Consider the following 26,306-nt stretch of genomic DNA (forward strand, 5'->3'; position numbering starts at 1 on the left):
GGTAAGGCCTTTCATCGGCGCAGAAGGGTGAGGATGCGCTCGCGGTTGGTCTGGGCGGTGAGGGTGAGCGCGGCGCCGACCGAGAGCCAGCCGCACCAAGCCACCGCGCCATAGGCCCAGCCCAGACCCAGCCCGGCGATGATGAAGGCCACGGCCAGCAAGGCAAAGCCGGTGATCCGCAGCAGGCGGCTGAAGTGCGCAGGCAGTTTGCGTTTCAGCCAGTCTTGCTGGTGGCGCGCCATGGCCGAGAGCAGCAGTGCAAAACCCAGCAGGCAGGGCAGGGCGGTGAACAGATGGGTCATGCTGTGGCCTCCCGTCTGGCGCGTTGCCGGGGGGCGGGGCGCGCCTTGCGCAGCGCCAGCTTGCGTGCGGCCAGGGCGAAGCCGCCAGCCAGTGCCAGCATGGAAAGGTCGAAACCGGCGAAGATCCAGTCCCCGGCGGGTAGGCTCTGGCCGAGGCCGCGCGTGGTGGTCAGGGCGTTGAGCAGCGGTACGGCGGCGAAAAGCGCGGCGGAGAGAGCCAGCATTTCGACCCAGGCGCGCGCGGCAGTGCAGGCGAAGGCGCGCGCAAAGCCCCAGACCAGCACGCCGCCCCAGACGATAAACAGGCTGTTGATCTCCCATGCGGCGCGGTCGGCCAGGTCAAAGGGCAGCAGGCGGTTGGCGAGGAAATAGGCCGCGATCCCCAGTGGCGCGCCAAGGATACAGCCGATGTTGAGCCCCTCGACCAGCCGGAAGCCGAAATGGGGTCGCGCCGGATCGTGCAGCCGGGCGCGGCGTTTGACGCACCACAGGCACAGGCCCGTTGCCACCATGGCCACGCCGCCAAGGCCTGAAAGCGCGAGCAGCCAGCGCAGCCCATAGCCGGCAAACCATGCGGTGTGCAGGTCGATCATCGCGCGCCATGTCGCCTGAGCGCCACCTTTCACGGGTTGGGTGGAGGGGAGGAGCGCACCGGTCGGCCCGTCGAGATAGAGCGTGTTATGCGATGGATGGCCCCAGCCGCCCTGCTCGGGATAGAGGGTGATGGTGGTGTTGCCGTCTCCGGGATGGTCGATGCCGATGTAGGTCGGCAGGGCGCCATCCCAATGCTGTTGTGCGGTGGCAATCATGCCGGTGAGGGGGATTGTCGCTGCGGGCCTGCCGCTGGCCTCGCGCTCCGGGGCGGCGGCAAAGGTGGTTTTGTAGAAGGCCTGCCGGTCCGGGAAATTGGCGGCCAGTGCCCATGGCATCAGCGTGAACAGCAGTGTCGCCAGACCGGTGTAGGTGATCATCAGATAGAAGGGCAACACCAGCACGGCGCTGGCATTATGCGCGTCGAGCCAGCTTCTCTGGCCCTTGCCGAAGCGCAGCATGAAGAAGTCGGTGAAAATCTTCTTGTGGGTGACCACGCCTGACAGGATCGCCACCAGCATCGCCAGCGCCGCGATGCTGACGAGCATGCGGGCCCACATCACCGGCATGTAATGCAGGTCGAAATGGAAGCGATAAAGGAAATAGCCACCCTTGGTGGCGCGGACCTGCGCCTCCTCCCCCGTGGCGGGATCGAGGATGACGCGGTTGCCATCCCCGCCGCGTTTTTCATCCTTCATCCGCCAAGACAATTCCAGCCCGCTGCCCCCGCGCGGATCAGGCATGGAGACGAAAGCGCTTTCCGCTCCGCCCGCGCGGGCTTTCAGCACGGCATCGGCCGCGGCGAGAGCGCGGGGGGAGACCCGCGTTTCAGACGACAGTTCGGGCCGCATCCAGCCATCGATCTCATGCTGGAAAAAGGCCGCCGTGCCAAAGACGAAGATCACATAGAGCACCCAGCCCGGCAGCAGCCCGACCCATGTGTGCAGCCATGCCATCGACTGGCGGAGCCCCTGATCCTTCCGGCCCTGTTTCGCCTGACCCTGTGTCATGATGCGCGCTCCCCCCGGCCCGTCAGAAGCCGTATTTCACCGAGAAGGCGACATTGCGAGGGATGCCCAGCGAATAGGATGTCGCCCAGTAATCGCGCCCGGTGATGTTGGCGATGTTAAGGTCGAAACGCAGCGGATGCTTGTCCACCTGCGTCTTGAAGTGCAGGCCAAGGTCGAAGATCGTATAGCCGGGGATCTTCTGAAGGTTGGCGCTGTCCTTGTACATCGTGCCCGCGTGATAGGCCCCGCCCGTCACCGAAAGCCCCGGCACCCATGGCAGGCTGTAATCGAGATAGGCCTTCAGCAGCCGGTCGCTGACGCCCGTGGGGCGCGTGCCGATCAGCGTGGGATCGTCGGCCTTGGTGACCTTGAGGTCCATGAAGGTGCCGCCCAGCACCGCCGAAAGCTGCTTCGTCAACTGCCCGGTGGCGGTCAGTTCCAGACCCTGATGGACCTGAATGCCATCCTGACTGATGGTGATCTTGCCGTCCGGTGTGCGGGTCTCGTAGGAATTGGCCTTCTCGATGCGGTAGAGCGCACCGGTCAGCAACAGGGCGTTGGTGGGGGCATATTTGACGCCCACCTCATACTGCTTGGAAAGGAACGGCTTCAGGATCTGGCCGGGGTTGTTGTAGGCGGCGGTGTTGGGGATGATCGTTCCCTGCTCAAGCCCCTGCATATAGCTGGCATAGGTGGTGAGGCGCTTGACCGGCTTGAACACCAGCGAGACCGTGGGCGTGTAAGCGGTCTTGTCATAGGCCGAGGAGATCACACCGGTGGTCTCGTAATTCTTCGCCATGATCGTGGTGCGGTTGAGGCCGAGCAGCGCGCCCAGCTTGTCGGTCAACTGGATGTCGTCACCAAGGATGATGTTGGCATTGGTGGCATAGCTGGCCTTGTAGGTGCCGCCCCAATCGGTGGCGGTCAGCTCGGCGGGCATGGCCCAGTTCATCAGATCGTTGGGATTGGTGTAGGCGGGCGAGTTGTCGGCGCTGATGTAGCTGTTGAGGTGGTTGACCACCCGCAGCGTGTCGCCCGAAGCGCCCAGCGTCAGATGGTGCCTGATGCCAAAGGTCTGAAAACTGCTGTCGAGATAGGCATAGGCCCCCATCGCGTAATTCCACGATGGCGCGCTGCGCGATGGCCAGCCGTCGACATAGCCCTTGTCCGCGAAATAGGCCGGATAGATGTTGATCGATTCCGCCTCGTCGCGCTTGTAGAGATAGGCGGCGCGCAAGGAGAAAGCGTCGCTCAGCTTCCATTTCGCATTGGCGCCGATGCGGTCGGTCTTGGTCTGGTTGTAGGTCCAGCTGGGCGTGTAGGTCTTGCTGTTGTCCAGCGCGGGAATCCAGTGGCCCAGCGCGCCGAAATTGCTGTCAGCATAGGCGTAGAAGCGGGAGTCGATGCCCTGCAGCCGGTAATAGGTATGGGCGCCTTCCACCTGCACCAGCAGATTGGGGGCGGCGTTCCAGTCGATGGCGCCGCTGATCAGCGTGCGCGCCAGATTCTGGTTCTGCTTGGAGGTCTTGCCATCCTGATAGGAGATGTTCAGGCGATAGGCCAACACGCCGTTCTTATCGATGCGATTGCCCAGATCGACATGGGCGAACCACTGCTGCCCGCCATAATTGCCGACTGTGATATCGCTCAGCCGCGTATAGGTCGGGCGCTTGAGCACATAATTGGTGACGCCGCCCGGATTGCCCGCACCATACATAAAGCCCGACAGGCCGTTCATGATCTCGACCCGCTCCAGCTCTTCTGTGGCGATGCCGGTCAGGGTGGAGGAGAGGCGCAGCCCATCGACGATGCCGTTCTGGGAATCGAAGCCGCGGATCGTCACATAGGGCGTGCCATAGACGGTGGAGGGCGCGGAATTCTGGACCACCGGGTTCATCTTGAAGATCTGGTCCATGTCGGAGGCGACCATGTTCTCGATCATCTGATGCGAGGTGACATTGATCGAATAGGGCGTGTCGATGATCGCCTTGGCGCCCCAGGGGCCGGTGCTGGCGGCGGCATCGATCTGTTCGTTGTGGCCCAGCACCAGAATGGGCGTGCCGCGCTTGAGAGCCTCTTCATCCGCATCGGAGTCCGGCGTGCCGCCCTCAGCGCTGGCCAGCGTCACCGGGGCATTCTCTTCGACGCGCAATGTGTCGAGTGTCATCGCGCCGGTGCTGGCCGGGGTGATGGTCATTGCATCGGGCCCGCTGGGTTTCGCCACCAGTCCGGTGCCCGACAGCAGCTGCGAAAGCGCATCGCGCGACGACATCTGCCCGCGCAAGCCGGCCGTGGTGCGGCCCCGCGTCAGGGCGGCGTCATAGTTCAGTTGCAATCCGCTCTGCTGCGCAAAGTGGTTGAGGGCATCGCTCAGCGCGCCTGCCGGAATGGTGTAGGCGTGGGTGGCTGCAGTTTGCGCCGCTGCCGCAGTCGTCAAAAGCATTGTGCCACCCGCCAGCACCGAGCCCGCGAGCAAAGCCGTGGCCAGCAGGCGCGCGGCGGCGCGGCCATTCCCGATCATATCGTTCATTCAAACCCCCATCGTCGTCCATGAGGCATCGCGAGTTTGCTGTTGCGACGCATTCTCGAAATGGGAGACGGAGGAAGGATCGAAATGACGACCAGGCGCAGCAAATTTTTTTGAAAAAGATTCAACGATGCAGGATGATGACCCTGTCCGAGAGGCGGAAGGCGTGAAGGTTCAGGCTGCGCTGGATGCTCTCCACCGCAGCGAGCGGATGGTCCAGATCATAGACCCCGCTGACATGCTGGTCCGCCGCAGCTCCTGCCGCCGCCAGATAGCCATGCCGATAGCGCGCGATCTCGGCCAGAACCTCACCCAGCGGGCGGTCCACCACCACCAGACGGCCGCCAGTCCATGCGGTGGCGCCATCGCCCGCGGCTGTCATGGGGCTCAAGCCGGCAGCGCCGAATTGGGCCTGCTGCCCTTCGCTCACCACCTCCGAGCGACCGGCGCCCTCCACGGCGACACGGTGCTGCGTCACCACGATCTCGGCCTGATCCTCGCGTCGGCGCACGGCAAAGGCGGTGCCCAGGGCTGTGGCGCTGCCCCCGGCAACCTCGACCGTAAAGGGATGAGCGCGATCCGGCGCCACGGTGAACAGCGCCGCGCCCTTGAGCAGACGGATGCGGCGGCGGGCTCCGGTGAGGTCAACGGCGATGGCCGAGCCGCTGTCCAGCATGACATGCGACCCGTCGGCCAGCGCAACATCGCGTCTTTCGCCGATGCCGGTGCTGTAATCGGCGCGCAGCATGGTGGGCCAATCCTGCAATGTGCCGAGCAACATCAGCGCCAGCGAAGCCGCGATGGCACCGCCGGCCCAACGGCGGCGTGTGCGCGCCGTGGCCGGCGTGGACGCCCCTGCTGCAGCCTGAGGCAAGCTCTCGGCAGGAGCCGCATCCAGCGCCTGCCATATCCGCTCCAGCCTTTCAAACCCGTCACGATGCGCGGGATCAGCCCGCCATGCCTCAAAGGCCTTCTGCTCATCAGGTGACAGCGGCCCGCCATCGTGGCGCATGATCCACTCGGCAGCTTGCCGGGCGATGGCGGCAGGGATGGGGGGCTGGTTATCGTTCACGGCAACTCCCTCCGGCAGGTGGTGTTACCATGCAAGACGCAATCAGCGCGCAAAACGCGACATCGACAGAAATGGAGCAAGGGATCACAGGCCGCTTTCGATCTCGCCCATGCGGGTCGCCAGCACCAGCAGGGCGTGGCGCAACTGCTTTTCCACCGCGCCGCGTGTGATGCCCAGCCTTGCGGCGATCTCATTCTGGTCAAGCCCTTCCAGCTTGCGCAGCGCGAAGATCTCGCGGCAGCGGGGAGGCAGGGTTTCGGCCAATTCCAATACGATGCGCAAGCTGTCCTGCGCCAGCGCATGGCGCTCGGGGTCAGGCGTGTCATCGGGGATGGCGGCGGCCATCTCCTCGGCACCAAACCATGGCGACCATTTCTTGCGGTCGCGCGCGCCGTCATTCACCAGATTGCGGGCCACGCGATAGAGGAAGGCGCGCGGGTTCTCCACCTTGCCGCTGCGCAGCGAGGGGATGGCCCGTGCCCATGTCTCCTGCACGATATCGGCAGCCACCGGCGGCGAATCCACCAGCGAGCGGACATAGGCTGTCAGCGAGGCCTGATGATGCGCGACGATCGCCGCGTCGCTGCCGCTCATGGCTGTGTGCCCCCATGATGATCGATCAGAAAGGCGATGGGCAGGGTGATCGCCAATTCGTCGGGAAGGCTGTCGGGAATGGCGGGGAATGGCGCGGCGCGCTGCACGATGCCCAGCGCGGCCTTGTCCAACGCCTTATGGCCTGTGCTGGCGGCCACGACAGCCTCCAGCAGACGCCCGCTGCGTTCGATGCGGAACAGCACCGCGCCACTGCCCTGCCATTCATGGAGCAAGCCGCTCTCCGGATAGCGGCGCTGCGCTTCAAGCTGCGCCATAAGAGCGCGCCGATAGGATTGGGCTTCCTGCGCTGGCGGCTCGCTGTGTCCGCCGGGATTGGTCGTGACCGGGGCCTCTTCCGCCTCTTGCGGTGTGGGCAGGGGATCGTCAGGCCGGAAGGCGGCAGCTTTGGCGGAAAGAGGGGCCGGCCTTGGTGCTTTGGCACCGGCAATTGCTTGGGCACGATCATGCGGCGTGTCCGGCTGATGCAGGCCTATGATCAAAGACTGGGGCGCAGGCCTCAGCCTTTCGTCGCCTGCCCCCTGCCAGCCCAAGGCCAGGGCAGCCACCGCCACCGCGAAAACATGAACCACGCAGGTGACCGCCAATTCGATGCCGCGCATCGACCGATACGGTCCATGCGTCATCCTGTCCGCGTGAGGCGGGGAAAAGGGCGGCAAGGCGGTCATGGACCTGCCTCATAATGTTATGCGAATGATTTGCAATAACACTCTTGATGGCCGCCGCGCGGTCTGGCCCATGCGTTCGCGATCATGAGCCAGACCGCCAAGGCTTGATCCGGAGAGAAGACCGTTTCCAGCCTCTGAGCGGAGGCTTCGGTGGCCCGCTCCCGGCCAGCTAGCTGCCTCCATCAGCCATGCCGCTGGATTTCAAAGCCTTCCTCGGCGCCGGGGGGCATGAAATGGCTGGAGATCAGATCGAACTCGGCATCGGTGGCGGCAAAGTCGTGATCGCCACGCTTGTTGCGTTCTCTGAGGCGGGCCTTGCAGACCGCATCCGGCACATCGAGGACATGGAGGCAATGAGCGGCACCGGCCTGCTCGAAGACGCTCCGCATCCAACTGCGGGTGGCGACCGTATTGGCCGGAAAGTCCAGCACCACAGAAAGGCCAGCCTGCAGCAGGGCGACCAGATGCGGGGTCATGGCCTGTCGCAGCCGGGTGGAGCAGCGGACATAATCCGCCACCGAGACCATCTCGCCCGTATAAAGCCGGGCGAGCCATTGGTCCTCGCTCACGGTGATGGTGCCGGGCTGACGCCCCAATTGCACTGTCAGCGTCGATTTCCCGGCGGCGATCTTGCCGCACAGCATATGCAGCGTTGCTTTGTTCGACATCATGATTTGACCTGTGTTCGCGGCGCCCACGGGCGCCTTTCCAAATTCACACACGGATAGCCCCGGCCCGACGCGTCAGGCCGGGCGGCTAATTCGATTGCCGCGAGCAATCCCCGTAAGGTGAACAGGCAGGGCCATGCCTATGGTATGTCAGGGGAAAATTGCCCTGTCGAGAAGCAATCGCAGCCATGCTGGCGGCCCATCGACTGGCAATCCTGCATGACACTTTACCAAGCGCTTCGCGGGTAAAGTGTCACCAGTGTTATATGTGCGACTCGCCGGTTTGTAGGGGATTCACTTTCCGTTCCCGATGTGCTTACTGCTGCCCATGCGCCAGATGGACCTCTTTGCCCGCAATGACGTCGTGGAAGATCTCAATCTTCCGGCTCTGCTGCAGCGCCTTGCCGATGTGTCCACGCGGCCGCGCTACACCTTTATGGTGCTCAATCTGATCGCGCGGGTGGCAGGGCCTTCCGACAGCGCCGGGCCCTATGTGCGGGAGCGCGACGAGGTCATTCCCGTGCGCGACTGGCTCAGCGATGCGATGATCCCGGTGACGCATCGCGATGCGCGCCGCAGGGCGGTGGTCGCCCATGTCCGCGCCGATCTGGAAAGCCGCCATATGCTGCCCGAAGACCCTCAGCAGGCCGAACAGATGATCGCCGAGGAGGTGCGCGGGCGGCTGCGCCAGTCCGGGCGGACCAATGTCAGCCGGGCGGTCTCCGATCTGGTGCGCGCCGGTTTTCTGCGTCGCCATTATCAGGGCTATCGCGTCGATCACGAAAATCGCGGAGCGCAGCGCGAGGCGGTCTATACGATCACGCCTGCCGTCAAGCGGGCACTGGGCAAGGCCAATTAGCCCATCGCCGTGGAGGCATGGATCGGCAGCAAAGCCGCCCCCAGCACGGATGAAGCGCCGCGCAGTTTCGAGACATCGACCGCGAAAGTGGCGACCTCGCAATCGGCGCGGTGGTCGCCCCAGATCAGCAACCCGTCGTTGAGGCGGTCGGCCAGTTGCTGGACCACGGCGCGGGGTAGGGGGCTGGTCAGGCGGATGGCGCCCGGATCGAACCAGGCCAGTGCGGAATTGACCGCCAGTTTGAGTTGCTGCGCTGCGCGGTCCAGCCATTGTTCGATGACTGGTTCGAAGCCGCGTGTCTGTGTCTCGAAATCGGCGATGGAGGTGAGAGGGCAGCCCGCCTGCGCCAGCGTGGCCAGCAGATCCACCGGCGAGGGGCGCGGGGCATCGCCGGGGTAGAACATGCCGATCTCCCCCGCGCTGCCCACTTCTCCGCGCAGCAGGCGGCCGTCATGGATGATCCCGGCGCCGATGCCATAGCCCAGCGTGATGATGATCGCGGTGGAGCAATGATCGATCAGCCCGCCGAGGTAATATTCGGCCAAGGCCGCCGCTGTGGCGTCATTCTCGATCCAGACGGGCTGGTGCAGGGTTTGGGTGAGGATGTCGCGCAAGGGGGCGCCGCGCCAACCGGGCAGATTGGCGACGATGCTCCAGCGATTGCCGTCGCGGGAGAGGGCCGGGCCGGGCGCGCTCAGGCCAACGCCCAGCAGGCGGGTGCCGAGCAGGCGATGCTCCACCGCCAGTTCGTGGATGCGGCGGTCGACCATGCGGGCGAAGTCATGGGGCTCGGGCGGGTCGATCTTCTCGCTGGTCAGCGCGATGGTGCCCCCGGCGTAATCGACGAGCGCAATCTCCAGCACGCCGGTATGCACCGTGACGCCCACCGCATAACCGCCACCGGGGGAGATGCGCAGGGGGACGGTGGGGCGTCCGCGCCCCTGCGGCTCATCCGGCTCGACCTCCTCGATCAGATTGAGCGCGAGGAGGTTGCGCGTCAGCTTGGTGAGCGCGGAATTGCTGAGTCCCAGCGCCCGCGCCAGATCCGAGCGGGGCTGCGCGCCATGGGTGCGCAGCCGCCAGAGCAGGCGTTTTTCATCGTCCTGAGGGTTGAGATGAACAGGAGGCATCGGGCGCTGATATCGCTCGCGTCGTTACGGGTCCAGCGGATCGCGCGGGTCGATCCGCAGCGATTGCGGGTCGGGGTAGGCGGGGATTTCGTTGCGGGTGGTCATCGTCTCCAGCACCATGGGCATATAGCCCAGATCGGCCAGATTGCGCTTCTTGAATGTGTCAGTGACGACATAGGTCGATTGATAGTCATGCGTCACGATCAGCGCGGGCTTTTTGACCGGCGCGCCCATGGCGATCAGCAGGCGCGAGGCATTGCGCAGATTGGTGGTGGTGTGGCGCGCATAGGCGTCGATGATCAGCGCATCGGCGGGGATGCCATAGCGCTCGATCAGGGCCTGACGCATCTCCACCGCTTCGATATGATGGGTGCCGCGCGGGTGGACCGAGCCGCCGCTCAGGATGATGAAGGGCGCCAGACCGGCACGATAGCGCGCCGCCGCCAGATCGACATTGGCCTTGCCGCCCGCGCTGAGCGCCACGCCATCCTCCGGCCCGATGCCCGGCACGATCAGCGCGGTGTAGCGGTAATGCCCCCAGTCCATGTGGTGGGCGCGAGCGAAAGCGGGGCCGTTCTCGTCGCGCGCCAGCGGGCCGAAGCGGATGGCGTCAAGTTTGTCGGCGCCGTCCAGCAGCGTCAGGGCCAGAAGGAGGCCTCTGTCGGTGCTGGGGGCTTCCTTGCGCAACTGCTCGACACGCTCGATGGCGGCGGTGACGATATCCTGATTGATCGCCGTGGCCTTGGGGTCGAGCCCGTCGATGGCGGGATATTGCGGGGCCTGACCCTGCCCATAGACATGCAGGATGCCGTTGAGGCCGATCAACTCACGCGTGACGGCATCGGCATCCTTCGTGCCGGAGGCTGCTTGCGCCAGATCCTGCGGTTGCCACAGGGCGCTCTCGATCCTGCAGGCGTTGTCGCTGCAGGCATCGTAGCGGGCGTTACGGGCCGCGATCAGGGGGCTGGCGGGCAGTCGGGTTAGCGTGGGGAAGAGGGTTTCCTCCAGCCGTGTCAGCACGCGGTTGGCGAGCAGCGGGGCATGCGCTGCCGAAGGTGCCGGGGCGCTATGCCCCGGCGTGGATGTGAGGGCCGCCATCGCAAAAGCGGCCATAAGCGAGGTTCTTACCATGACTTGCTGAGGATTACCCTGAAGTTGCGGCCAAAGATCGGGCGACCATACACGGCATCCGCCGTTCCCTGACCCGAAATCGTATCGGTGCGGGTGTTGCCTTCGGTCAGGCCCTTGGCATTGGTGAGGTTGTCAGCCACCACCTGGAACAGCCACTTGTTGCGCGTCACGATCAGGCCCGCGCCGAAGGTGCCATAGGCGGGCAGGGCGGTGTTGTTGCTGGCATCCACAAAGCGGCGGCCCACAAATTCATAGCTGCCGTAAAGCGAGGCATGGTTGCCCGCCATGTCGAAATCGAAGGTGGGGCGTACATGGCCGTAGATCTTGGGATCGCGGATGATCTGCTTGCCTTCGACAATCGAAAGGTCCGCGCTCGTGCCCGAGGACAGGTTCTTGTACTGCGGGTCCTGCACGGTGACCGAGGCGTCGATCGAGAAGAAGCGGTTGACCTTCACATGGCCGTCGCCCTCGATGCCCTTGGTGACGACATCGCTGATGAAGGTGACGGTCTGGTTGTTCAGCCCCGTCGTCGCATTATAGGCCGCGAAGCTGGAGTTGAGCGGGCTGAACTTGGTGTAGAAGCCGGTCAGGTAAAGGTAGGAGCCATGCGCCTGCGCCTTGATCCCCGCCTCATACTGATAGGCCTTCGACGAGATGGTGCTGGCCGAAGTGCTCATCATGTTCGACGATGACGCCGGGATCACCAGCCGCGAGGCGCGGATATAGGCGCCCAGATGATGCGAGACATCGTAATTGGCGCCCACCGTCCAGTTGGTGGCGCTGGGGCTCAGCGTGTTGATCTTGATGCTTCCGGTGAAAGCCTGCGTGGCATCATCGGCCAGCGTGGTGGCATTGCCCAGATTGACCGCAGTCGTGTTGGCCGCCCAGCCGCTGTAGTGATACCATTCCTGACGGATGCCGGCATCGACGCGCAGCTTGTCGGTGATGTCCCAGGTGTCATTGGCGTAAAGGGCGATCATCTTGGAATCGACCTTGCCCTGCGCCAGTGTCGAGGCATCATGCAGCGCGCCATTGTCGGTGACATAGCCCAGCACATTGCCCGAGGCGCCATAGGCCACCAGATCGAGCGTCTGGGGCTGACCGGTGACGGGGATCAGATAGTCCTGATAGACGCCGAATTCGGTCTCACCCCAGATTGCGCCATAAAGGCCGACTTTCAGGTCATGATGGCCCAAGCCGGTGTCGAACTGGCGGGCGATGCTGGCGTCGCTCTGCCAACTGTAGAAATTGGAGTTGGTGGCGCGATATTGCGCGCTCATCACCAGGCCTGACTGGCTGTAGGGATTGTAGGGCGTGGCGCCATTGGTGCCCGCAATCGCATAGCCCAGCGAGGTCACGCCGCTGCCGAAAGCGGTGCGGGCCGCCGTCAGATAGCTGTTGGCGAAGGTGTTCGCATCCTGTGGATTGGTTGTGGAGTAAAGGGCATCGAAGCTGCTCTTGCCCTTGGTGAAGCCGGTCTTGACCGAGACGTTCCACGGGCCGAAGTGATCCTCATAATCCACCGCCGCATTGAAGAAATTCATGTAGCGGCCGTTGGAGAGATCACGGTTGATGGACTTCACCGTGCCCGAACCGTCGCGGTATTTGATGTTGACGTTCTCGAAGGTGGGCGAATTCATCGTGCCCGAGAAATAGTTGATCCACGGGTTCAGAGACTGCGAGGGATTGTTGGGATTGGCGACCGGGATCGGCAAATAGAAGCTGTTGTGATCATTGACATACATGCCGCTGATCTTGATCGATCCGCCGCTGGCCAGATCATGCTTGATGTTGGCGCGGATCTGGCCGCCCTTGTCATTGGGGAAGCCGTTGTCGCGATAGCCATCGTGATAGCGCAGGAAGCCGCCGATGGCGTAATAGGTGTCATGGCCCAATGGCCCGGCCTGATAGGCATCGAGGCGGTAGAGGCCGGTGTCGCCGATGGTTAGCTGGGCGCGCCCGCGCGCCACATTCGATCCCGTCACGGTGATGTTGTTGACGATGCCCGCTGCCGAGCTGCCGTAAATAGGCGCCGGGCCGCCGCGCACGACTTCGACGTGATCGGTCATCAGATCGTTGCGGTTCATGCCGTCGCCGCCGTTGAAGAAATAGCCGTCCAGCTCCTGGAACAGCGGCAGGCCGTCCTGCTGGAACAGCAGATAGCCGCGGTCGGTGGGAATGCCGCGCAGGCGGGTGACGTTCTGCACCTCGCCGCCGGTTTCCTCGACCTGAATGCCGGGAACGTTGCTGAGCAGATCGGCCATGCTCTTGGGCGCGATCTTCTGCACGTCCTTCTGGGACAGGACATTGACGGCATAGTCGACATCGAAGCGGCGCTCGGGGCGCGAGGAGCCGGTGACGATGATGTCGGAAGGCTTGGTGGCGGCGCTGGAATCGTCCTGCGCCGCTGCCGTCTGGGCATGAAGCGGGCTGGTGAAAAGCAGGGCGGCAGTGGCGGTTGTCGCGAGAAGGTGTCGGTGTGTCATGGTAACCCCCGTTGAGCTTGGGGGCGCTATCTGCTCGCTGTGTGACGCTTTTTATTATTTTTCGTAAAATAAATAAAAATAGAGCGCCGGCGTGGCGAGCGCGGCGGGGACGTCATGGGAAGATGGCTCAACTCAGGAAAGATTCTCCACGAATTTCCTCAGCTTGTTATGAACGAGCATGACGGCGGTGCTCGGCTTGGGGGGCAAAAAGCCGTAGCTGATCATATCATGGCCGACGTTAAGGTCCGTCACCTCTTCCAGCAGACCGGCCTCCACGCCGGGCTGGGCGCGGGTGGTGCTGATCAGAACGCCGCCCATATGGGCATAGGCCAGCTCCATCGCATGCTCATGAACCACCTGCGCCGCCACGCGGTAATGTGAAAAGCTGGCGCGCTCCAGCGTCATGCGCATCGCCCGTTCCAGCGGTGACCCGGCCAGCGGCAGAACGATGGGAAAGGGTTGAGAGCGATCGGCCCGCCATGCGGCGATCACTTTGGGCGAGGCGAACAGGCCACCGCGATAACGGGCAATGGGCTGGGCATGGTCTGGCACCGAATAGAAGACCGGCAGCGCCATATAGGCCAGATCGAGATTGTCGCGCGCCAGCACATTGGCGGGCACGTCGCAAGGTTCCAGCGGGTGGAAATCCAGCTCGATCCGTCGCCCCTCAATCTGCAGATCCAGCGCGGCGGGGCGGAACATGGTGTTGAGGATCACCCCGCCCGCACCCACCCGCACGGTGATGGGCAGATCGGCGCCGCTGCCCGCGAAACCCAGACGGCGCACGCTGTTCAGGATCGCCTCACTTTCGCGCAGCAATTGCCGCCCTGCCTGGTTCAGGCGCCCGGGCAGGCCGGGTGTCCGCTCGAACAGGGCGCGGCCGCTGGCCTTTTCCAGCGCGCCGATATGGCGGCTGATCGCCACCTGCGATATGCCCAGCGCCTGAGCGGCAGCGGCATTGCTGCCCAGACGGCACACCGCGCCGAACACTTCGAGCTGACGAATGGTTCCCGCCATGGCTCCCCCCTTAACCTTTACGTTCAGGCACCCATAACCCCTTCATGCGTCGCTGACCAATCGAACAATCTGTAGCCTTCCCATCAATCGGGCGGATGGACCCGGAGGCTTGCCGGATGAGGATGATCAGCATGAAGCCACGCGGGTTGCGCGCGATGATCTGTGCCGGAGCCATGGTCGCCATGCTGGCGGGCCCGGGGGCGATGGCTCAGGGAGCGCAAATCGCGCCGATTGCCGCACCTGCTCCGGTGGTGCCCAAAGGAGCGCCCAATGTGCTGGTGGTGCTCAATGACGATGTGGGCTTTGGTGCGGCCAGCACCTTTGGCGGGCCGATCCCCACGCCCGCCTATGATGCGCTGGCGGCGCAGGGGCTGCGCTACAATCGCTTTCACACCACGGCGATGTGTTCGCCCACGCGGGCGGCCCTGCTGACCGGGCGCAATCCGCATCATGTGCAGATGGGCGGGATCACCAATCTGTCGATCAACGCGCCCGGCTACACGGGCATTCTGCCCAAGAGCGCGGCCAGCATCGGGCGCGTGCTGCAGATGAACGGCTACAGCACGGCATGGTTCGGCAAGAACCATGTGACGCCCGAATGGGAAAGCACGCCGGTCGGCTCCTTCGATCGCTGGCCGACGGGGCTGGGCTTCGACTATTTCTACGGTTTCATGAATGGCGCTTCCAGCCAGTGGAACCCGGATCTGACCGAAAACACCGTACCCGTCGAGGCACCGCAGCAGCCGGGCTATATCCTCGACCGCGATCTGGCGGACCATCTGATCGACTGGATGCACCGCCATATCGAGGTGGCGCCCGACAAGCCCTTCTTCGCCTATTGGGCCCCGGGCACGGCGCATGAACCGCATCAGGCCCCCGCCGACTGGATCGCGCGTTTCAGGGGGCGGTTCGATCAGGGCTGGGACGCAATGCGCGAGGAAACCTTCGCCCGGCAAAAGGCGATGGGCATCGTCCCTCAGGATGCCGTGCTGACCCCGCGTCCGGCAGGCATCCCGGCATGGTCCAGCCTGAGCCCGCAGGAACAGGCTGTCGCCGCAAGGCTGATGGAGGTCCATGCCGCCCAGCGCGCCTACTTCGATGCGCAATTCGCCCGCGTGGTCGCCGCGCTGAAGGAGGCAGGGCAGTGGGACAACACGCTGGTGCTCTACATCGATGGTGACAATGGCGCCTCGGCGGAGGCCGGGCCCAATGGCACCACGGTCGGTCTGCTCAACCATGTGGCCGAACCGGCGTCTTACCGGGCGAGCCGTCTGGCCGAGATGGGCGGGCCCTGGTCGTCGGAGAACTATCCGGCGGGCTGGGCCTGGGCGATGGACACACCCTTCCAGTATTTCAAGCAGATGGCCTCGCATCTGGGCGGCATCCGCGATGGGCTGGTGATCAGTTGGCCCGGCCATATCGCGCAGCCGGGCGGGGTGCGCAGCCAGTTCGGCTATGTCACCGATATTGCTCCCACGATCTATGAGGCGGCGGGGATCACGCCGCCCGCGCAGGTCGACGGGGTGAAGCAGATGGGGCTGGACGGGGTGAGCCTGCTCGCTTCGCTGGGTGACGCGCAGGCGCCCACACGCCACCGCCAGCAATATTTCGAGATGCTGGGCAACCGCGCCTTCTACCGTGACGGCTGGCTGGCCTCGACCCTGCCGCCGAAGCTGGCGTGGGAGCCGGGCGCGGTGCCGCCGGTGAAGGACTGGGGCTGGGCGCTCTATGATCTGGACCATGATTTCTCGCAGTCGAAAGATGTCGCCGCGCAGCACCCGGCGATCCTGCGCGACCTGAAAAAGGGTTTCGATGCCGAGGCACGGCGCAACGGCTTTGCCGTGCTGGATGTGCCGATGATGGCGCGGGCGCAGGAAACAATGCGCCCCTATTGGGCCAATGGACGCAGCCATTTCACCTATTGGCGATCGGAACGCGCTTTGTCGGATGAGGCCTTTCCGGTGATCCGCAACCGCAGCTGGTCGATGCAGGTGCCGGTCGATGTGGCCGATGACAGAGCCTCGGGCACACTGACGGCGCAAGGCGGTTTTCCCTTTGGCTGGGGGCTCTATGTCTTCGATGGCGTGCCGACCTTTCTCTATCGCTGCGAGCCCCTGCCTTTGGTGCGGGTGAGCGCCGGGCCTCTGACGGCGGGGCATCATGTCATCACGCTGGAGATACGGGCCGATAGTGCAGCACCGGGCGCCGGGGCCAAAGTGCGGCTGAGCATCGACGGCGGGGCCGCAAGCGAAACGCATATGCCTGCCACCGTGCCCAATTTCTTCGGTCAGGAAGGGGTGGGGCTGGGCCGCGATGTCGGCACGCCGATCTCGGCGGAATACACCATGCCATTCCGTTTCGACGGCGCGATGGGGCCGATCACCATCGATCTCAAATAAAACCACAAATTGGGGGGAGAAGACCATGAGGATTTCACACAAGGGAGGGCTGTGCGCCCTGCTGCTGGCCACCACCGCCATGCCGGTGAAGGCGCAGGAAGCCCCTGCTGCCGAGAAGGCATCCGGGGCAGGCATTCAGGACATTATCGTCACCGCGCAGCGCCGCAGCGAAAATCTGCAGCGTGCCGCCATTGCCGTCTCGGCGGTGACGGGCGATGCGCTGACCAGTCGTGGCGTGACCACCACCGATCAGCTTTCCAAGCTGGTCCCCGCGCTGGTGATCCAGCCAACCGGGGGCACCAACGTCAACATCTATATCCGCGGGGTGGGCGCTTTTGGCGCCACCCCCACCAATGAGAACGCCATCGCCTTTGCCGCCGATGGCGTGTTCATCGCGCGGCCCGGTGGTACGGTGGGCAATTTCTATGATCTGGAACGTGTCGAGGTGCTGAAAGGCCCGCAGGGCACGCTCTATGGGCGCAACTCCACCGGCGGCGCGATCAATCTGGTGACGCGCAAGCCTCGGCTGGGCGAAACCTCCGCGGAGCTGGGCTTCGAGGTGGGCAATTACAGCGAAATCAAGAGCAATGCCGCCGTCAATCTGCCGCTGTCGAGCAGCATGGCGCTGCGCATGGCGGGGCAGATCGTGCAGCGCGATGGTTATCTCAGCCGGGGCTATGACGATGAGGTGGGCCAGGCGGCGCGCGCGCAACTGCTCTTCAAGCCGGATGACAAGCTTTCGGTGCTGCTCTCGGGCGATTACTACCATCAGGGCGGCAAGGGCGCGGGCAGCGTGCTGTTGCCTGACAGCACCGTGCCCAATGCGCCTTCGCTCAAATCCCGCGTCAGCGGCGCCGATCCGGCCAGCCTGGCGGTGGTGCAGGCGGCGTTTCCGGGGCAATATGCCTCGCTCTATCTGCCGCAGGACGATGGCTATGTCCGCTCCAGCTTCTGGGGCGTGTCGGCCACGGTGGATTACGATCTGGGTTTTGCCAAGCTGACGGCCATTCCCGCCTATCGCGAGAGCCGGCCAACCTATCTCAGCTATCGCCCCGGCTTCCATCAGGAACAGACCGAATTCGCGCGCCAGCTTTCGGGCGAATTGCGGCTGTCTTCGCCGGGCAGCAACAGGCTCGGCTATGTGGTGGGGCTGTTCTATTTCAACCAGCATCAGAACGCCAATGCGCTCAACCAGCAGGCCGCAGGCAACCAGAACCAGTTGCAATATGACGATCTGACCACCGAAAGCTGGGCTGCCTTCGGTCAGGCAACCTATAAGCTGACCTCCGCGTTCCGTCTGGTAGGCGGCGCCCGCTACACCAGCGAGATGCACGACCAGCAGGCCCAGTCGCGCAGCCCCACGGCGGCCAATCTGACGCCGCCCTACACGCCGATCGACGGTCATGTCACCTCGGGCCGGGTGACGTGGAAGGCGGGCGTGGAATGGGATGTGGCGCCGCGCTCGCTGCTCTATGCCAATGTCGCCACGGGGTTCAAATCGGGCGGGATCGGGCAATATTCCACCTCTCAGCCCGCGCTCAATATCTACAAGCCAGAGACGCTGACCGCCTATACGATGGGTTCAAAAAACCGCTTTTTCGACAATCGCCTGCAGCTCAATCTTGAAGCATTTTATTGGGATTATCGAAACCAGCAGATGGCCGTGCTGGTGCCGCGTGTGGAGAACACCTCCACCATCGCGCAACAGGTGATCAATGTCGGCCATGCACGCCAATATGGTCTGGATGCCGAGATCGAGGTGGCGGTGACGCCGCGCGACCGGGTGACGCTGAATGCGGAATATCTGAACTCGAAATATCTCAGCTTCACCTATCAGCTGGCCTTTGCCGCGCCGGTCGGTTCCCCGCGTATCGGTTGCGCCGCCACGCAGGCCGCGACCAGCCCGGTGCGCCTGTTCACCGTTGATTGCTCGGGGCAGCCCGCACTCAATGCGCCCCGCTGGTCGTTGACGGGAGGGTATCAGCATACCTTCCCGCTCGATGCCGACCATCGCCTGATCGCCGCGATCAACAGCCAATATCAGACCGGGCGCTATCTGGCCGCCGAATACACCGCTCAGGAATGGCAACCGGCCTTTATCAGCTCCGATGCAACGCTGACGCTGGAAGGCAAAGGGGGCCGCTGGTCGGTCAGTGCATGGGTCAACAATCTGGAGAACACCGTGATCCGCAATCAGGTGTTCCAGCGCACCATTCAGGGCTCTTCCACCGCCAATGGCCCGGCGGCGGTCTATTACACCGGCCTGCGCCCGCCGCGCACCTATGGGTTGCGCGCCAATTTCAAGATCTGAACCTGTGAGGCTTTCATGACCACTTTCAACACCAGCCGCCGCAGCTTTCTGGCCACCACCGGGCTGACGGGTCTGGCGCTGGCGGCGGGGGCTCAGGCGGCCCCCGTCGCCAGCGGCAAGCAACCCAACATCGTCTACATCATGGCCGACGATATGGGCTATGCTGACCTGTCCTGCTTTGGCGCGCAGGGCTACACCACGCCGGTGCTGGACGGTCTGGCGGCGCAGGGGCTGAAGCTGCGCCACGCCTATGCCAATGCGCCGATCTGCTCGCCCACGCGCACCGCGCTGGTGACGGGGCGCTATCAGGGGCGGTTCCGCGCCGGGCTGAACGAGCCCAATGTGGGCTTCACCCCCGGCATGGAGCTGCCCAAGGGCACGCCCACGGTCGCCTCGATGCTGCGCGATGCGGGTTATCGCACGGCCTTCGTTGGCAAATGGCATGTCTGCAAGGTGCCGGAGTTCAGCCCCTTTCATTACGGCTATGACAGCTTTTTCGGCATTGCCGGAGGCGGCGCGGATTACTTCATCCATACCGCGATCCGCAATGGCGCGCCGGTGGAGGGCGATCTGCGTGATGGCGACAAGGAAATCCATCGCGAGGGCTATCTGACCGATATTCTGGCGGATGAGGCCATCAAGCAGATCAAGGCCGGGGGCGACAAGCCGCTGTTCCTCAGCCTGCATTTCAACGCGCCGCACTGGCCATGGGAGGGGCCCGAGGATGCGGCTCATGCCCATACCCTCAAGGATATGCGCGATCCTTCCGGCGGCAGTCTGGAAACCTATGCGAAGATGATGGTCAGCATGGATGCCAACATCGGCCGCGTTCTGGCCGCACTGGAGCAGGCGGGGATGAGCGAAAACACGCTGGTGGTCTTCACCAGCGACAATGGCGGCGAGCGCTATTCGAACACCTGGCCGCTGACGGGCTATAAGGGCGAGTTGCTGGAAGGCGGCATCCGCGTGCCGATGATCGTGCGCTGGCCGGGGCATATTGCCCCGGCCAGCGTTTCGGATCAGGTGGTGATTTCGATGGATACGGTGCCCACCTTTCTGGCTGCGGCCAAGGCGCCGCCCCCGGTTTCGGACGGGCTCAATCTGTTGCCGCAATGGACCGGGCAGGCGCCATCCGTCAGCCGCACCCTGTTCTGGCGGATGAAGGCCAGCGATCAGGCGGCGGTGCGAGAGGGCAACTGGAAATATCTGCGTCTGGGCGGCAAAGAGCATCTCTTCGATGTCGCCCGCGACCCGCGCGAAAGGGCTGAACTGGGGCCGCTCTACCCCGAACGTCTGGCCGCGATGCGCGCGCAATGGGAGGCATGGAACGCCACCATGCTGCCCTATCCACCGGACAGCTACAGCGAGCCGACCTCCGCCTTTTACGCCGACCGTTTCCCCGCGCCGCCCAAGGGAACTGCCGATCCGGTTGCGGGAAAGGGCGCATGATGGTGAATCATTCGAAGGGAAGGAAAATTATGCGCACCACCCTGATGGCCATGTTGCTGATCGCGGGAGCGAGCCCCGCCATGGCCGCTCCCGCGCCTCAGAGCGCGCCGCAATGGATCACGCTGGGCACGGCGGGCGGCCCGGTGCCCGCGCCCTTGCGCAGCCAGCCTGCCAATCTGCTGGTGACGGCGGATGGCGCCTATCTGGTCGATTGCGGCGATGGCTGCGTCGAGCAACTGGCCAAGGCGGGCATTGCGCTCGACCGGGTGAAGGGGCTGTTTATCAGCCATCTCCATTACGATCATGTCGGCGGGGTTTCGGCGCTGCTGGGCCTGCGCTATCAGACCAGCATCTATGCGCCGCTGCCCATCTATGGTCCGCCGGGGACGAAGGCGATGGTCGATGGGCTGATCGCCGCGATGCGCCCCTTTGCCATGAGTGGCTATGGCATTCCGGGCACCCGCCATGTCGATCCGGCCGAGACGGTGGCGGTCAGCGAAGTGTCGGGCGGAGAGCCGGTGAGGCTGGGGCCCATCACCGCCACCACGGTCCAGAACACTCATTACTCCTTCGCGCCGGGCAGCGAGGATGACAAACGCTTCCGTTCGCTGGCATGGCGCTTCGAGACCGGGGGGCGTTCCTTCGTCTTCACCGGCGACACCGGGCCCAGCGAGGCCGTGACGCATCTGGCCAGCGGCGCCGATGTACTCATCAGCGAGATCATCGATCTCAAGACCACGCTGGCGATGGTCCATCACGAAAACCCCCATCTCGATGAACAGACCAGCGACGGCATGCTTCAGCATCTCAGCCGCCACCATCTGCCCGCCACAGAGGTCGGCAGAATGGCCGCGCAGGCCGGGGTGAAGCAGGTGGTGGTGACGCATTTCGCGCCCTCCAGCCCATCGGCGGCGCTGGTGACGCAACTGCGTGAGGAGATTGCCGCGCACTATCGCGGGACGATCACCATGGCGCGCGATCTGGAGCGGTTCTAGCGGAGGGCGGCAGGGCTTATGCGTTCTCGCCGGCCAGCGTTTCGATGACCTCGACGCCATTGTCCTTGCAGGCCGCCCTGAGCCCGGTGTCCACGATGCTGTCGCAGACGTAGAAGTCGATCGCCTCCATCCCGCAGACCCGCACCGGTGCCGAGCGGCCTTCCTTCGAGGAATCCGCCACCAGAATGACCTTGCGGGCATTGCGGATGATGGTCTGCGAGACCTCCACCTCATCGATCGCGAAATCGAGCAGCGTACCATCCGAAGCCAGCGCGGAAATGCCGATCAGGGCGTAATCGACGCGGAAATTTTCGATAAAGCGCATCGCCAGCGCACCGACGACAGCCCGGTCGTCGGTGCGCACCTTGCCGCCCACGCAGACCAGATCGACCGAGCCATGGCTGCTCAGCGCATCCACCACATTGAGATTGTTGGAAATCACCATGAGATCGCGATGATGGCTGAAATTGGCCGCCACGGCCTCTGTGGTGGTGCCGATGTTGATGAACAGCGACGAGCCATCCGGGATCAGCGCCGCTGCCGCTGCGCCAATGCGCGCCTTGGCATGGGCCGCCACGGCGCGGCGCGTATCATAGGCGATGTTGTTGACGCCCGAGGCGACCAGCGCCCCGCCGTGAATCCGTGACAACAGCGCCTGATCGGCCAGCACATTCAGGTCCCTGCGGATCGTCTGAGGCGTGACAGCAAGCCGCTCGGCCAGATCCTCCACGGCCACGCTGCCGGCATTGCGGGCGATCTCCAGAATGCGGGCACGGCGGCGGGCGACGACATCGTCCTGACTGTCCGTCACACTGTTCATCATCGCCTCCTTCCGTGTCCGCTGTTGGCCTTAATGTCCGTGGCGCTCAGGTCAATCGCGCGCCAGATAGGCCTCCAGCGCCTGAGCCGTGCCGTCCGGCACATGGAGCCCCAGCTTGCTGCGACGATAGAGGATGTCCTGCGCGGTGCAGGCCCATTCGGCTGCGACCAGATAATCCACCTCCCGCGTGTGGAGGCCGCCGCCCAGATCAGGGCCAAGATCGCCGGGCACAACCGCCGTGCCCAGCAGCTTGAAGGTGCAGGTGCCATAGGCGCGCGCCAGACGATAAAGCAGCGCGGGCTCAAGCTGCGGATAGCGCGTGATCAGATTGGCCACGAATGCATCGAAATCGCCATCGGGCAGATCGCCGCCGGGCAAAATGGCGCCCGCCGTCCAAGGTGTGCCGGCTTGGGGAAAGAGCGGCGCAATATGCTCCATCGCGTGTTCGGCCAGCTTGCGATAGGTGGTGATCTTGCCGCCGAAAACGCTGAGCATGGGGGCGTGGCCCTCGCTCTGGTCAAAGTCCAGCACATAGTCGCGCGTCACCGCCGAGGCATTGGCGGCGTGATTGTCATACAGCGGGCGGATGCCGGCATAGCTCCAGACGATATCGGTCGGGGTAACCTCGCGCTCGAAATAGCGGTTCACCGTGGCGCAGAGATAATCGATCTCGCCCTGACTGATCTCCACCTTGCCGGGGGCTGCCGTCCAGGGTTCGTCGGTGGTGCCGATCAGGGTGAAATCCTGCTCATAGGGGATGGCAAAGACGATGCGGCGGTCCGGGTTCTGCAGCATGAAGGCATGGTCGCCCTCATAGAGCCTGGGCACCACGATATGGCTGCCCTTGATCAGCCGCACGCCGCGATCGTTGCGTGCCCGGCCCAAGGTGCGCAGCACGGCATCGACCCAGGGCCCCGCCGCATTGACCAGCACTTTGGCCCGCACCTGCCGCTGGCCCAGCCCGTCCTCGATGGTGGCGAGCCACTGATCGCCCACTGATTGCGCATTCACCAGACGGGTGCGGGTACGGATCTCGGCCCCGCGTGCGGCGGCGTCCATCGCATTGAGCACGGTCAGGCGGCTGTCCTGCACCCAGCAATCCGAATAGACGAAGGCGCTGCCTTTCCCCTTCGCGCCGCGCTTGAGGCCGTTGCCCTGCGGGGCGCGGTCGAGGTTGAGTTTTTCCGTGCCGGGCAGCTTCTTGCGGCCGCCCAGATGGTCGTAGAGGAACAGGCCGAGCCGCACCATCCACGCCGGGCGCGGCGACTGCGACTGAGGCAGCACGAAGCGCAGCGGCCAGATGATATGCGGCGCCATGCCCAGCAGCCGCTCGCGCTCGATCAGCGCTTCGCGCACCAGGCGGAACTCGTAATATTCCAGATAGCGCAGGCCGCCATGGATCAGCTTGGTGCTAGCCGAAGAGGTGTGGCTGGCCAGATCCTCCTGCTCGACCAGCAGCACGGACAGGCCGCGCCCTGCCGCATCGCGCGCGATCCCCGCGCCGTTCACGCCGCCGCCCACGATAAGCAGGTCATAGGTCGGTTCGGCGGTGTTCTGGGGCGAGGGGGTGGCCATGATGCTTGTCTCCGGAAAATCAGGCCGTGGCGCCGCCGTGATCCTTGTGGGTGATCACCGGCGAGCATCGGCAGAATATTTTCGTATCCGAAAATACGACCACAATATCGAAAACGCAAACGAAACTGTTGACGGTGGCGCGAAAGCGTGTGCAGATGCATGGCAGACAGCGAAAACGCACCATGACAGCAAGCTGCGAGAGGATGGACATGACCCTGGACCATAAGCTGCGCGGCGAGCTGATCGCGGAGGTGATCGCCATGGTGATCATCATCACGCTGGGCGATTCTGCGGCGGCGATGATCACGCTCTATGATCCCAGCCCCTATGCCACCGCCTATTGGGGCGTGTGCATTGCCTGGGGTCTGGCGGTGACTTTGGCCATCTATGTGACCGGCGCCGTCTCCGGCACCCATGCCAATCCGGCGGTGACGCTGGCGCTGACGCTGTTTCGCGGCTTTCCCAAAGAGAAGGTGCTGCCTTACTGGATCGCTCAGGTGATCGGCGGCTTTATCGGTGCCGCGCTGGTGCTTCAGCTCTATCACCCGGTGATCGATGCCTATAACGCTGCCCATGGCCTGACCCGCGCGACAGGCGGTGCCGCGGGTGTGTTTTTCACCCATCCGGGGCCGCATGTCCTGCCGATGCATGCCTTCTGGGATGAGGTGATCCTCACCGCGATCCTGCTGCTGGGCATTTTCGCCATCACCGACGAGTATAACACCAGCGCCCCCATGGCCAATTCCGGGGCGCTGATGATCGGCTTTCTGGTGGCCACCATCGGCGCCTGCGACGGCTTTCTGGAGGCCTGGGCGCTCAACCCCGCGCGTGATCTGGGGCCGCGCCTGCTGGCCTGGGCAGCGGGATGGGATTCCTCGGCCTTTCCCGGGCCCGACAATTACTGGTGGGTGCCGATCGTGGCGCCGCTGCTGGGCGGCGTGGTGGGGGCCAGCATCTATCAGCTGCTGATCAAGCCCTACCTTCCCTCGGGCCGCAAGATCTTGCAATAAAAACAGGCCGCTCAAGCCCTTCAGCCTGCCTTCGGAGAGTTCCTGATGACCACAGCCCGCCATATCCTCGCCATCGATCAGGGAACCACCTCGACACGCTCGATCGTGTTCGACGATGCCGCCCGCCCGGTGGCCACCGCTCAAAGCGAGTTTGCGCAGCATTACCCTGAGCTGGGCTGGGTCGAGCATGATCCCGAGGACATCTGGCGCGACACGCTGTCGACCGCGCGCGAAGCCATCGAGAAGAGCGGCGTGGGGGCACAGGGCATCGCGGGCATCGGCATCACCAACCAGCGCGAAACGGTGGTGGTGTGGGAGCGGGCCAGCGGCAAGGTCATCCACAATGCCATCGTCTGGCAGGACCGCCGCACCGCGCGCCTGTGCAGCGAGCTGAAGGCGGATGGCGCGGAGGCCGATGTGCGTGCGCGCACCGGCCTGCTGCTCGATCCCTATTTCTCGGGCACCAAGCTGGCGTGGATTCTCGACCATGTCGAGGGCGCGCGGGCCAAGGCCGAAAAAGGCGAACTGGCCTTTGGCACCATCGACAGTTTCCTGCTCTGGCGCCTGACGGGTGGCAAGGTGCATGCCACGGATGTGACCAATGCGGGCCGCACCCTGCTCTACAACATCCGTGAGCAGCGCTGGGATGAGGAACTGTGCCGTCTGCTGCGCGTGCCCATGCAGATGCTGCCCGAGGTTCATGACAATGCCCATATTTTCGGCATGACCGACAAGAGCCTGCTGGGCGTGGAAATCCCCATCGCGGGCATCGCCGGGGACCAGCAGGCGGCGCTCTTCGGGCAGGCCTGTTTCCAGCCGGGCATGGTGAAATCCACCTATGGCACGGGCTGCTTCATGCTGCTCAACACCGGGGCGGAGGCGCTGGATTCCCAGCATCGCCTGCTCACCACGCCCGCCTATCGCCTGAACGGCAAGATGACCTATGCGCTGGAAGGTTCGATCTTCGTGGCGGGCGCGGCGATCAAATGGCTGCGCGATGGTATCGGGGTGATCACCAGCGCGCGCCAGACCAATGATATGGCCACGCAGGTGCCTGACAACAACGGCGTCTATATGGTTCCGGCCTTTGTGGGCCTTGGCGCTCCGCATTGGGACCCGGATGCGCGCGGCGCCATCTTCGGCCTGACCCTGGGTGCCACACAGGCCCATCTGGCCCGCGCCGCGCTGGAGGCTGTGGCCTATCAGACGATGGATCTGGCCCATGCGATGATCGAGGATGGCGGCGCGAAGCCCGAAGCCTTGCGCGTGGATGGCGGCATGGCGGCCAATGACTGGCTGTGCCAGTTTCTTGCCGATATGCTCGATGCGCCGGTCGAGCGGCCCGTCCATCTGGAAACCACGGCGCTGGGCGCGGCGTTCCATGCCGGTCTGGCGACCGGCTTGTGGCCCGATCTCGATGCTTTGGCCGCGACATGGACGCAAGGCGATCTGTTCAAGCCCAGGATGAAACAGGCCGAGCGCGATACGCTGGCAGCGGGCTGGCACGATGCAGTGCGCCGCACCCTGTGAAAACAGGGAAGGGCCGCCGAGTTGAAAGGCGACCCTTCCACAATCACGACATCTGAGTGCCCTGATGGGGAGGCCTTTCGGCCTGCCGCCGGAAAAAATTTCATAACCATGTGACCAAAGCCGAAGCCGGAACGAACATGAAGG

At 64.2% G+C, this 26,306-nt stretch carries 21 protein-coding genes; 8 read left to right on the forward strand and 13 right to left on the reverse strand.

Translation table 11 applies throughout. From position 1 onward, the window contains the following. Nucleotides 1-11 precede the first annotated feature (11 nt). From HGK27_RS29285 to HGK27_RS29315, 7 genes are all read right to left on the reverse strand, one after another. Nucleotides 12-302, reverse strand: coding sequence for a DUF3325 domain-containing protein (locus HGK27_RS29285; RefSeq protein WP_206244303.1), 291 nt, complete (start codon nt 300-302; stop codon nt 12-14). Further along, nucleotides 299-1,903 carry a PepSY-associated TM helix domain-containing protein gene (locus HGK27_RS29290; RefSeq protein ID WP_206244304.1) on the reverse strand — a complete coding sequence of 535 codons (1,605 nt, stop codon included), beginning with the start codon at nt 1,901-1,903 and terminating at the stop codon, nt 299-301. The genes HGK27_RS29285 and HGK27_RS29290 overlap by 4 nt, the downstream gene beginning before the upstream one ends. A 22-nt stretch (nt 1,904-1,925) precedes the next feature. Then, nucleotides 1,926-4,433 carry a TonB-dependent siderophore receptor gene (locus HGK27_RS29295; RefSeq protein WP_206244305.1) on the reverse strand — a complete coding sequence of 836 codons (2,508 nt, stop codon included), beginning with the start codon at nt 4,431-4,433 and terminating at the stop codon, nt 1,926-1,928. A gap of 121 nt (nt 4,434-4,554) precedes the next feature. Beyond that, the gene (locus tag HGK27_RS29300) at nt 4,555-5,502 is read right to left on the reverse strand and encodes a FecR family protein (protein WP_206244306.1); all 948 of its coding nucleotides are present in this window, start codon (nt 5,500-5,502) and stop codon (nt 4,555-4,557) included. An 84-nt stretch (nt 5,503-5,586) separates the two neighbouring features. Next, the gene (locus HGK27_RS29305) at nt 5,587-6,096 is read right to left on the reverse strand and encodes an RNA polymerase sigma factor (RefSeq protein ID WP_206244307.1); all 510 of its coding nucleotides are present in this window, start codon (nt 6,094-6,096) and stop codon (nt 5,587-5,589) included. Beyond that, nucleotides 6,093-6,782, reverse strand: a complete 690-nt coding sequence (locus HGK27_RS29310) for an energy transducer TonB family protein (RefSeq protein WP_206244308.1) — start codon at nt 6,780-6,782, stop codon at nt 6,093-6,095. Before HGK27_RS29310 ends, HGK27_RS29305 begins: the two co-directional genes overlap by 4 nt. Before the next feature lie 182 nt (nt 6,783-6,964). Then, nucleotides 6,965-7,453 carry an AAA family ATPase gene (locus HGK27_RS29315; protein ID WP_206244309.1) on the reverse strand — a complete coding sequence of 163 codons (489 nt, stop codon included), beginning with the start codon at nt 7,451-7,453 and terminating at the stop codon, nt 6,965-6,967. A 325-nt stretch (nt 7,454-7,778) separates the two neighbouring features. Between HGK27_RS29315 and HGK27_RS29320 the strand changes: the two genes are divergently transcribed. Next, nucleotides 7,779-8,309: a hypothetical protein gene (locus HGK27_RS29320; RefSeq protein ID WP_241127591.1), complete on the forward strand. Its 531-nt coding sequence runs from the start codon at nt 7,779-7,781 to the stop codon at nt 8,307-8,309. Here HGK27_RS29320 and HGK27_RS29325 read toward each other — a convergent pair. The 4 genes from HGK27_RS29325 to HGK27_RS29340 all read right to left on the reverse strand — a co-directional run bounded on the left by HGK27_RS29325 (nt 8,306) and on the right by HGK27_RS29340 (nt 14,073). Further along, on the reverse strand, nt 8,306-9,439 hold the full coding sequence (locus tag HGK27_RS29325) for an ROK family transcriptional regulator (protein ID WP_206244311.1): 1,134 nt from the start codon (nt 9,437-9,439) through the stop codon (nt 8,306-8,308). The genes HGK27_RS29320 and HGK27_RS29325 overlap by 4 nt on opposite strands. Before the next feature lie 24 nt (nt 9,440-9,463). After that, complete coding sequence (locus HGK27_RS29330) at nt 9,464-10,537, reverse strand: YdcF family protein (RefSeq protein WP_206244312.1); 1,074 nt, start codon at nt 10,535-10,537, stop codon at nt 9,464-9,466. Nucleotides 10,538-10,563: 26 nt separating this feature from the next. After that, a complete protein-coding gene (locus tag HGK27_RS29335) occupies nt 10,564-13,056 on the reverse strand; it encodes a TonB-dependent receptor (RefSeq protein ID WP_206244313.1) in 2,493 nt (830 codons plus the stop codon). A gap of 132 nt (nt 13,057-13,188) precedes the next feature. Then, entirely contained in the window at nt 13,189-14,073 is an 885-nt protein-coding gene (locus tag HGK27_RS29340) for a LysR family transcriptional regulator (protein WP_206244314.1), read from the reverse strand. Nucleotides 14,074-14,204: 131 nt separating this feature from the next. Between HGK27_RS29340 and HGK27_RS29345 the strand changes: the two genes are divergently transcribed. From HGK27_RS29345 to HGK27_RS29360, 4 genes are read left to right on the forward strand one after another with little or no spacing between them, the layout of a single operon-like run. Continuing rightward, nucleotides 14,205-16,472 (forward strand): arylsulfatase, encoded by a 2,268-nt coding sequence (locus HGK27_RS29345; protein ID WP_206244315.1) that lies wholly within the window; start codon nt 14,205-14,207, stop codon nt 16,470-16,472. Between the two features lie 25 nt (nt 16,473-16,497). Continuing rightward, nucleotides 16,498-18,783: a TonB-dependent receptor gene (locus HGK27_RS29350; RefSeq protein ID WP_206244316.1), complete on the forward strand. Its 2,286-nt coding sequence runs from the start codon at nt 16,498-16,500 to the stop codon at nt 18,781-18,783. Between the two features lie 15 nt (nt 18,784-18,798). Then, nucleotides 18,799-20,232 carry a sulfatase family protein gene (locus HGK27_RS29355; protein ID WP_206244317.1) on the forward strand — a complete coding sequence of 478 codons (1,434 nt, stop codon included), beginning with the start codon at nt 18,799-18,801 and terminating at the stop codon, nt 20,230-20,232. A gap of 29 nt (nt 20,233-20,261) precedes the next feature. Further along, the gene (locus HGK27_RS29360; RefSeq protein ID WP_241127593.1) at nt 20,262-21,227 is read left to right on the forward strand and encodes an MBL fold metallo-hydrolase; all 966 of its coding nucleotides are present in this window, start codon (nt 20,262-20,264) and stop codon (nt 21,225-21,227) included. A 16-nt stretch (nt 21,228-21,243) separates the two neighbouring features. Here the strand turns inward: HGK27_RS29360 and HGK27_RS29365 are convergent, their stop codons facing one another. Continuing rightward, nucleotides 21,244-22,047 carry a DeoR/GlpR family DNA-binding transcription regulator gene (locus HGK27_RS29365; protein ID WP_206244318.1) on the reverse strand — a complete coding sequence of 268 codons (804 nt, stop codon included), beginning with the start codon at nt 22,045-22,047 and terminating at the stop codon, nt 21,244-21,246. 51 nt (nt 22,048-22,098) lie between these two features. After that, nucleotides 22,099-23,622 carry a glycerol-3-phosphate dehydrogenase gene (locus tag HGK27_RS29370; RefSeq protein ID WP_206244319.1) on the reverse strand — a complete coding sequence of 508 codons (1,524 nt, stop codon included), beginning with the start codon at nt 23,620-23,622 and terminating at the stop codon, nt 22,099-22,101. Here HGK27_RS29370 and HGK27_RS29375 point away from each other — a divergent pair. The 3 genes from HGK27_RS29375 to glpK are packed head-to-tail and all read left to right on the forward strand — an operon-like array spanning nt 23,621 to nt 26,162. Then, nucleotides 23,621-23,848 (forward strand): hypothetical protein, encoded by a 228-nt coding sequence (locus tag HGK27_RS29375; RefSeq protein WP_206244320.1) that lies wholly within the window; start codon nt 23,621-23,623, stop codon nt 23,846-23,848. The two genes, HGK27_RS29370 and HGK27_RS29375, sit on opposite strands and share 2 nt — an antisense overlap. Then, complete coding sequence (locus tag HGK27_RS29380) at nt 23,832-24,632, forward strand: MIP/aquaporin family protein (RefSeq protein WP_407674674.1); 801 nt, start codon at nt 23,832-23,834, stop codon at nt 24,630-24,632. Before HGK27_RS29375 ends, HGK27_RS29380 begins: the two co-directional genes overlap by 17 nt. A gap of 45 nt (nt 24,633-24,677) precedes the next feature. Next, entirely contained in the window at nt 24,678-26,162 is a 1,485-nt protein-coding gene (gene glpK / locus HGK27_RS29385; protein WP_206244321.1) for a glycerol kinase GlpK, read from the forward strand. Nucleotides 26,163-26,306 lie beyond the last annotated feature (144 nt).

This window comes from Novosphingobium terrae (genome assembly GCF_017163935.1).
GTDB classification, from domain to species: domain Bacteria; phylum Pseudomonadota; class Alphaproteobacteria; order Sphingomonadales; family Sphingomonadaceae; genus Novosphingobium; species Novosphingobium terrae.

What these genes read in the sequence shown, in the direction of transcription:
- HGK27_RS29345 (WP_206244315.1), top strand. Translation starts at nt 14,205, where the DNA reads ATGAAGCCACGCGGGTTGCGCGCGATGATCTGTGCCGGAGCCATGGTC.
- HGK27_RS29290 (WP_206244304.1), bottom strand. Translation starts at nt 1,903, where the DNA reads ATGACACAGGGTCAGGCGAAACAGGGCCGGAAGGATCAGGGGCTCCGC.
- HGK27_RS29315 (WP_206244309.1), bottom strand. Translation starts at nt 7,453, where the DNA reads ATGATGTCGAACAAAGCAACGCTGCATATGCTGTGCGGCAAGATCGCC.
- HGK27_RS29335 (WP_206244313.1), bottom strand. Translation starts at nt 13,056, where the DNA reads ATGACACACCGACACCTTCTCGCGACAACCGCCACTGCCGCCCTGCTT.
- glpK (WP_206244321.1), top strand. Translation starts at nt 24,678, where the DNA reads ATGACCACAGCCCGCCATATCCTCGCCATCGATCAGGGAACCACCTCG.
- HGK27_RS29330 (WP_206244312.1), bottom strand. Translation starts at nt 10,537, where the DNA reads ATGGCGGCCCTCACATCCACGCCGGGGCATAGCGCCCCGGCACCTTCG.
- HGK27_RS29305 (WP_206244307.1), bottom strand. Translation starts at nt 6,096, where the DNA reads ATGAGCGGCAGCGACGCGGCGATCGTCGCGCATCATCAGGCCTCGCTG.
- HGK27_RS29325 (WP_206244311.1), bottom strand. Translation starts at nt 9,439, where the DNA reads ATGCCTCCTGTTCATCTCAACCCTCAGGACGATGAAAAACGCCTGCTC.
- HGK27_RS29370 (WP_206244319.1), bottom strand. Translation starts at nt 23,622, where the DNA reads ATGGCCACCCCCTCGCCCCAGAACACCGCCGAACCGACCTATGACCTG.
- HGK27_RS29340 (WP_206244314.1), bottom strand. Translation starts at nt 14,073, where the DNA reads ATGGCGGGAACCATTCGTCAGCTCGAAGTGTTCGGCGCGGTGTGCCGT.
- HGK27_RS29380 (WP_407674674.1), top strand. Translation starts at nt 23,832, where the DNA reads ATGACCCTGGACCATAAGCTGCGCGGCGAGCTGATCGCGGAGGTGATC.
- HGK27_RS29295 (WP_206244305.1), bottom strand. Translation starts at nt 4,433, where the DNA reads ATGAACGATATGATCGGGAATGGCCGCGCCGCCGCGCGCCTGCTGGCC.
- HGK27_RS29285 (WP_206244303.1), bottom strand. Translation starts at nt 302, where the DNA reads ATGACCCATCTGTTCACCGCCCTGCCCTGCCTGCTGGGTTTTGCACTG.
- HGK27_RS29375 (WP_206244320.1), top strand. Translation starts at nt 23,621, where the DNA reads ATGATGCTTGTCTCCGGAAAATCAGGCCGTGGCGCCGCCGTGATCCTT.
- HGK27_RS29360 (WP_241127593.1), top strand. Translation starts at nt 20,262, where the DNA reads ATGCGCACCACCCTGATGGCCATGTTGCTGATCGCGGGAGCGAGCCCC.
- HGK27_RS29350 (WP_206244316.1), top strand. Translation starts at nt 16,498, where the DNA reads ATGAGGATTTCACACAAGGGAGGGCTGTGCGCCCTGCTGCTGGCCACC.
- HGK27_RS29320 (WP_241127591.1), top strand. Translation starts at nt 7,779, where the DNA reads ATGCGCCAGATGGACCTCTTTGCCCGCAATGACGTCGTGGAAGATCTC.
- HGK27_RS29310 (WP_206244308.1), bottom strand. Translation starts at nt 6,782, where the DNA reads ATGACCGCCTTGCCGCCCTTTTCCCCGCCTCACGCGGACAGGATGACG.
- HGK27_RS29365 (WP_206244318.1), bottom strand. Translation starts at nt 22,047, where the DNA reads ATGAACAGTGTGACGGACAGTCAGGACGATGTCGTCGCCCGCCGCCGT.
- HGK27_RS29355 (WP_206244317.1), top strand. Translation starts at nt 18,799, where the DNA reads ATGACCACTTTCAACACCAGCCGCCGCAGCTTTCTGGCCACCACCGGG.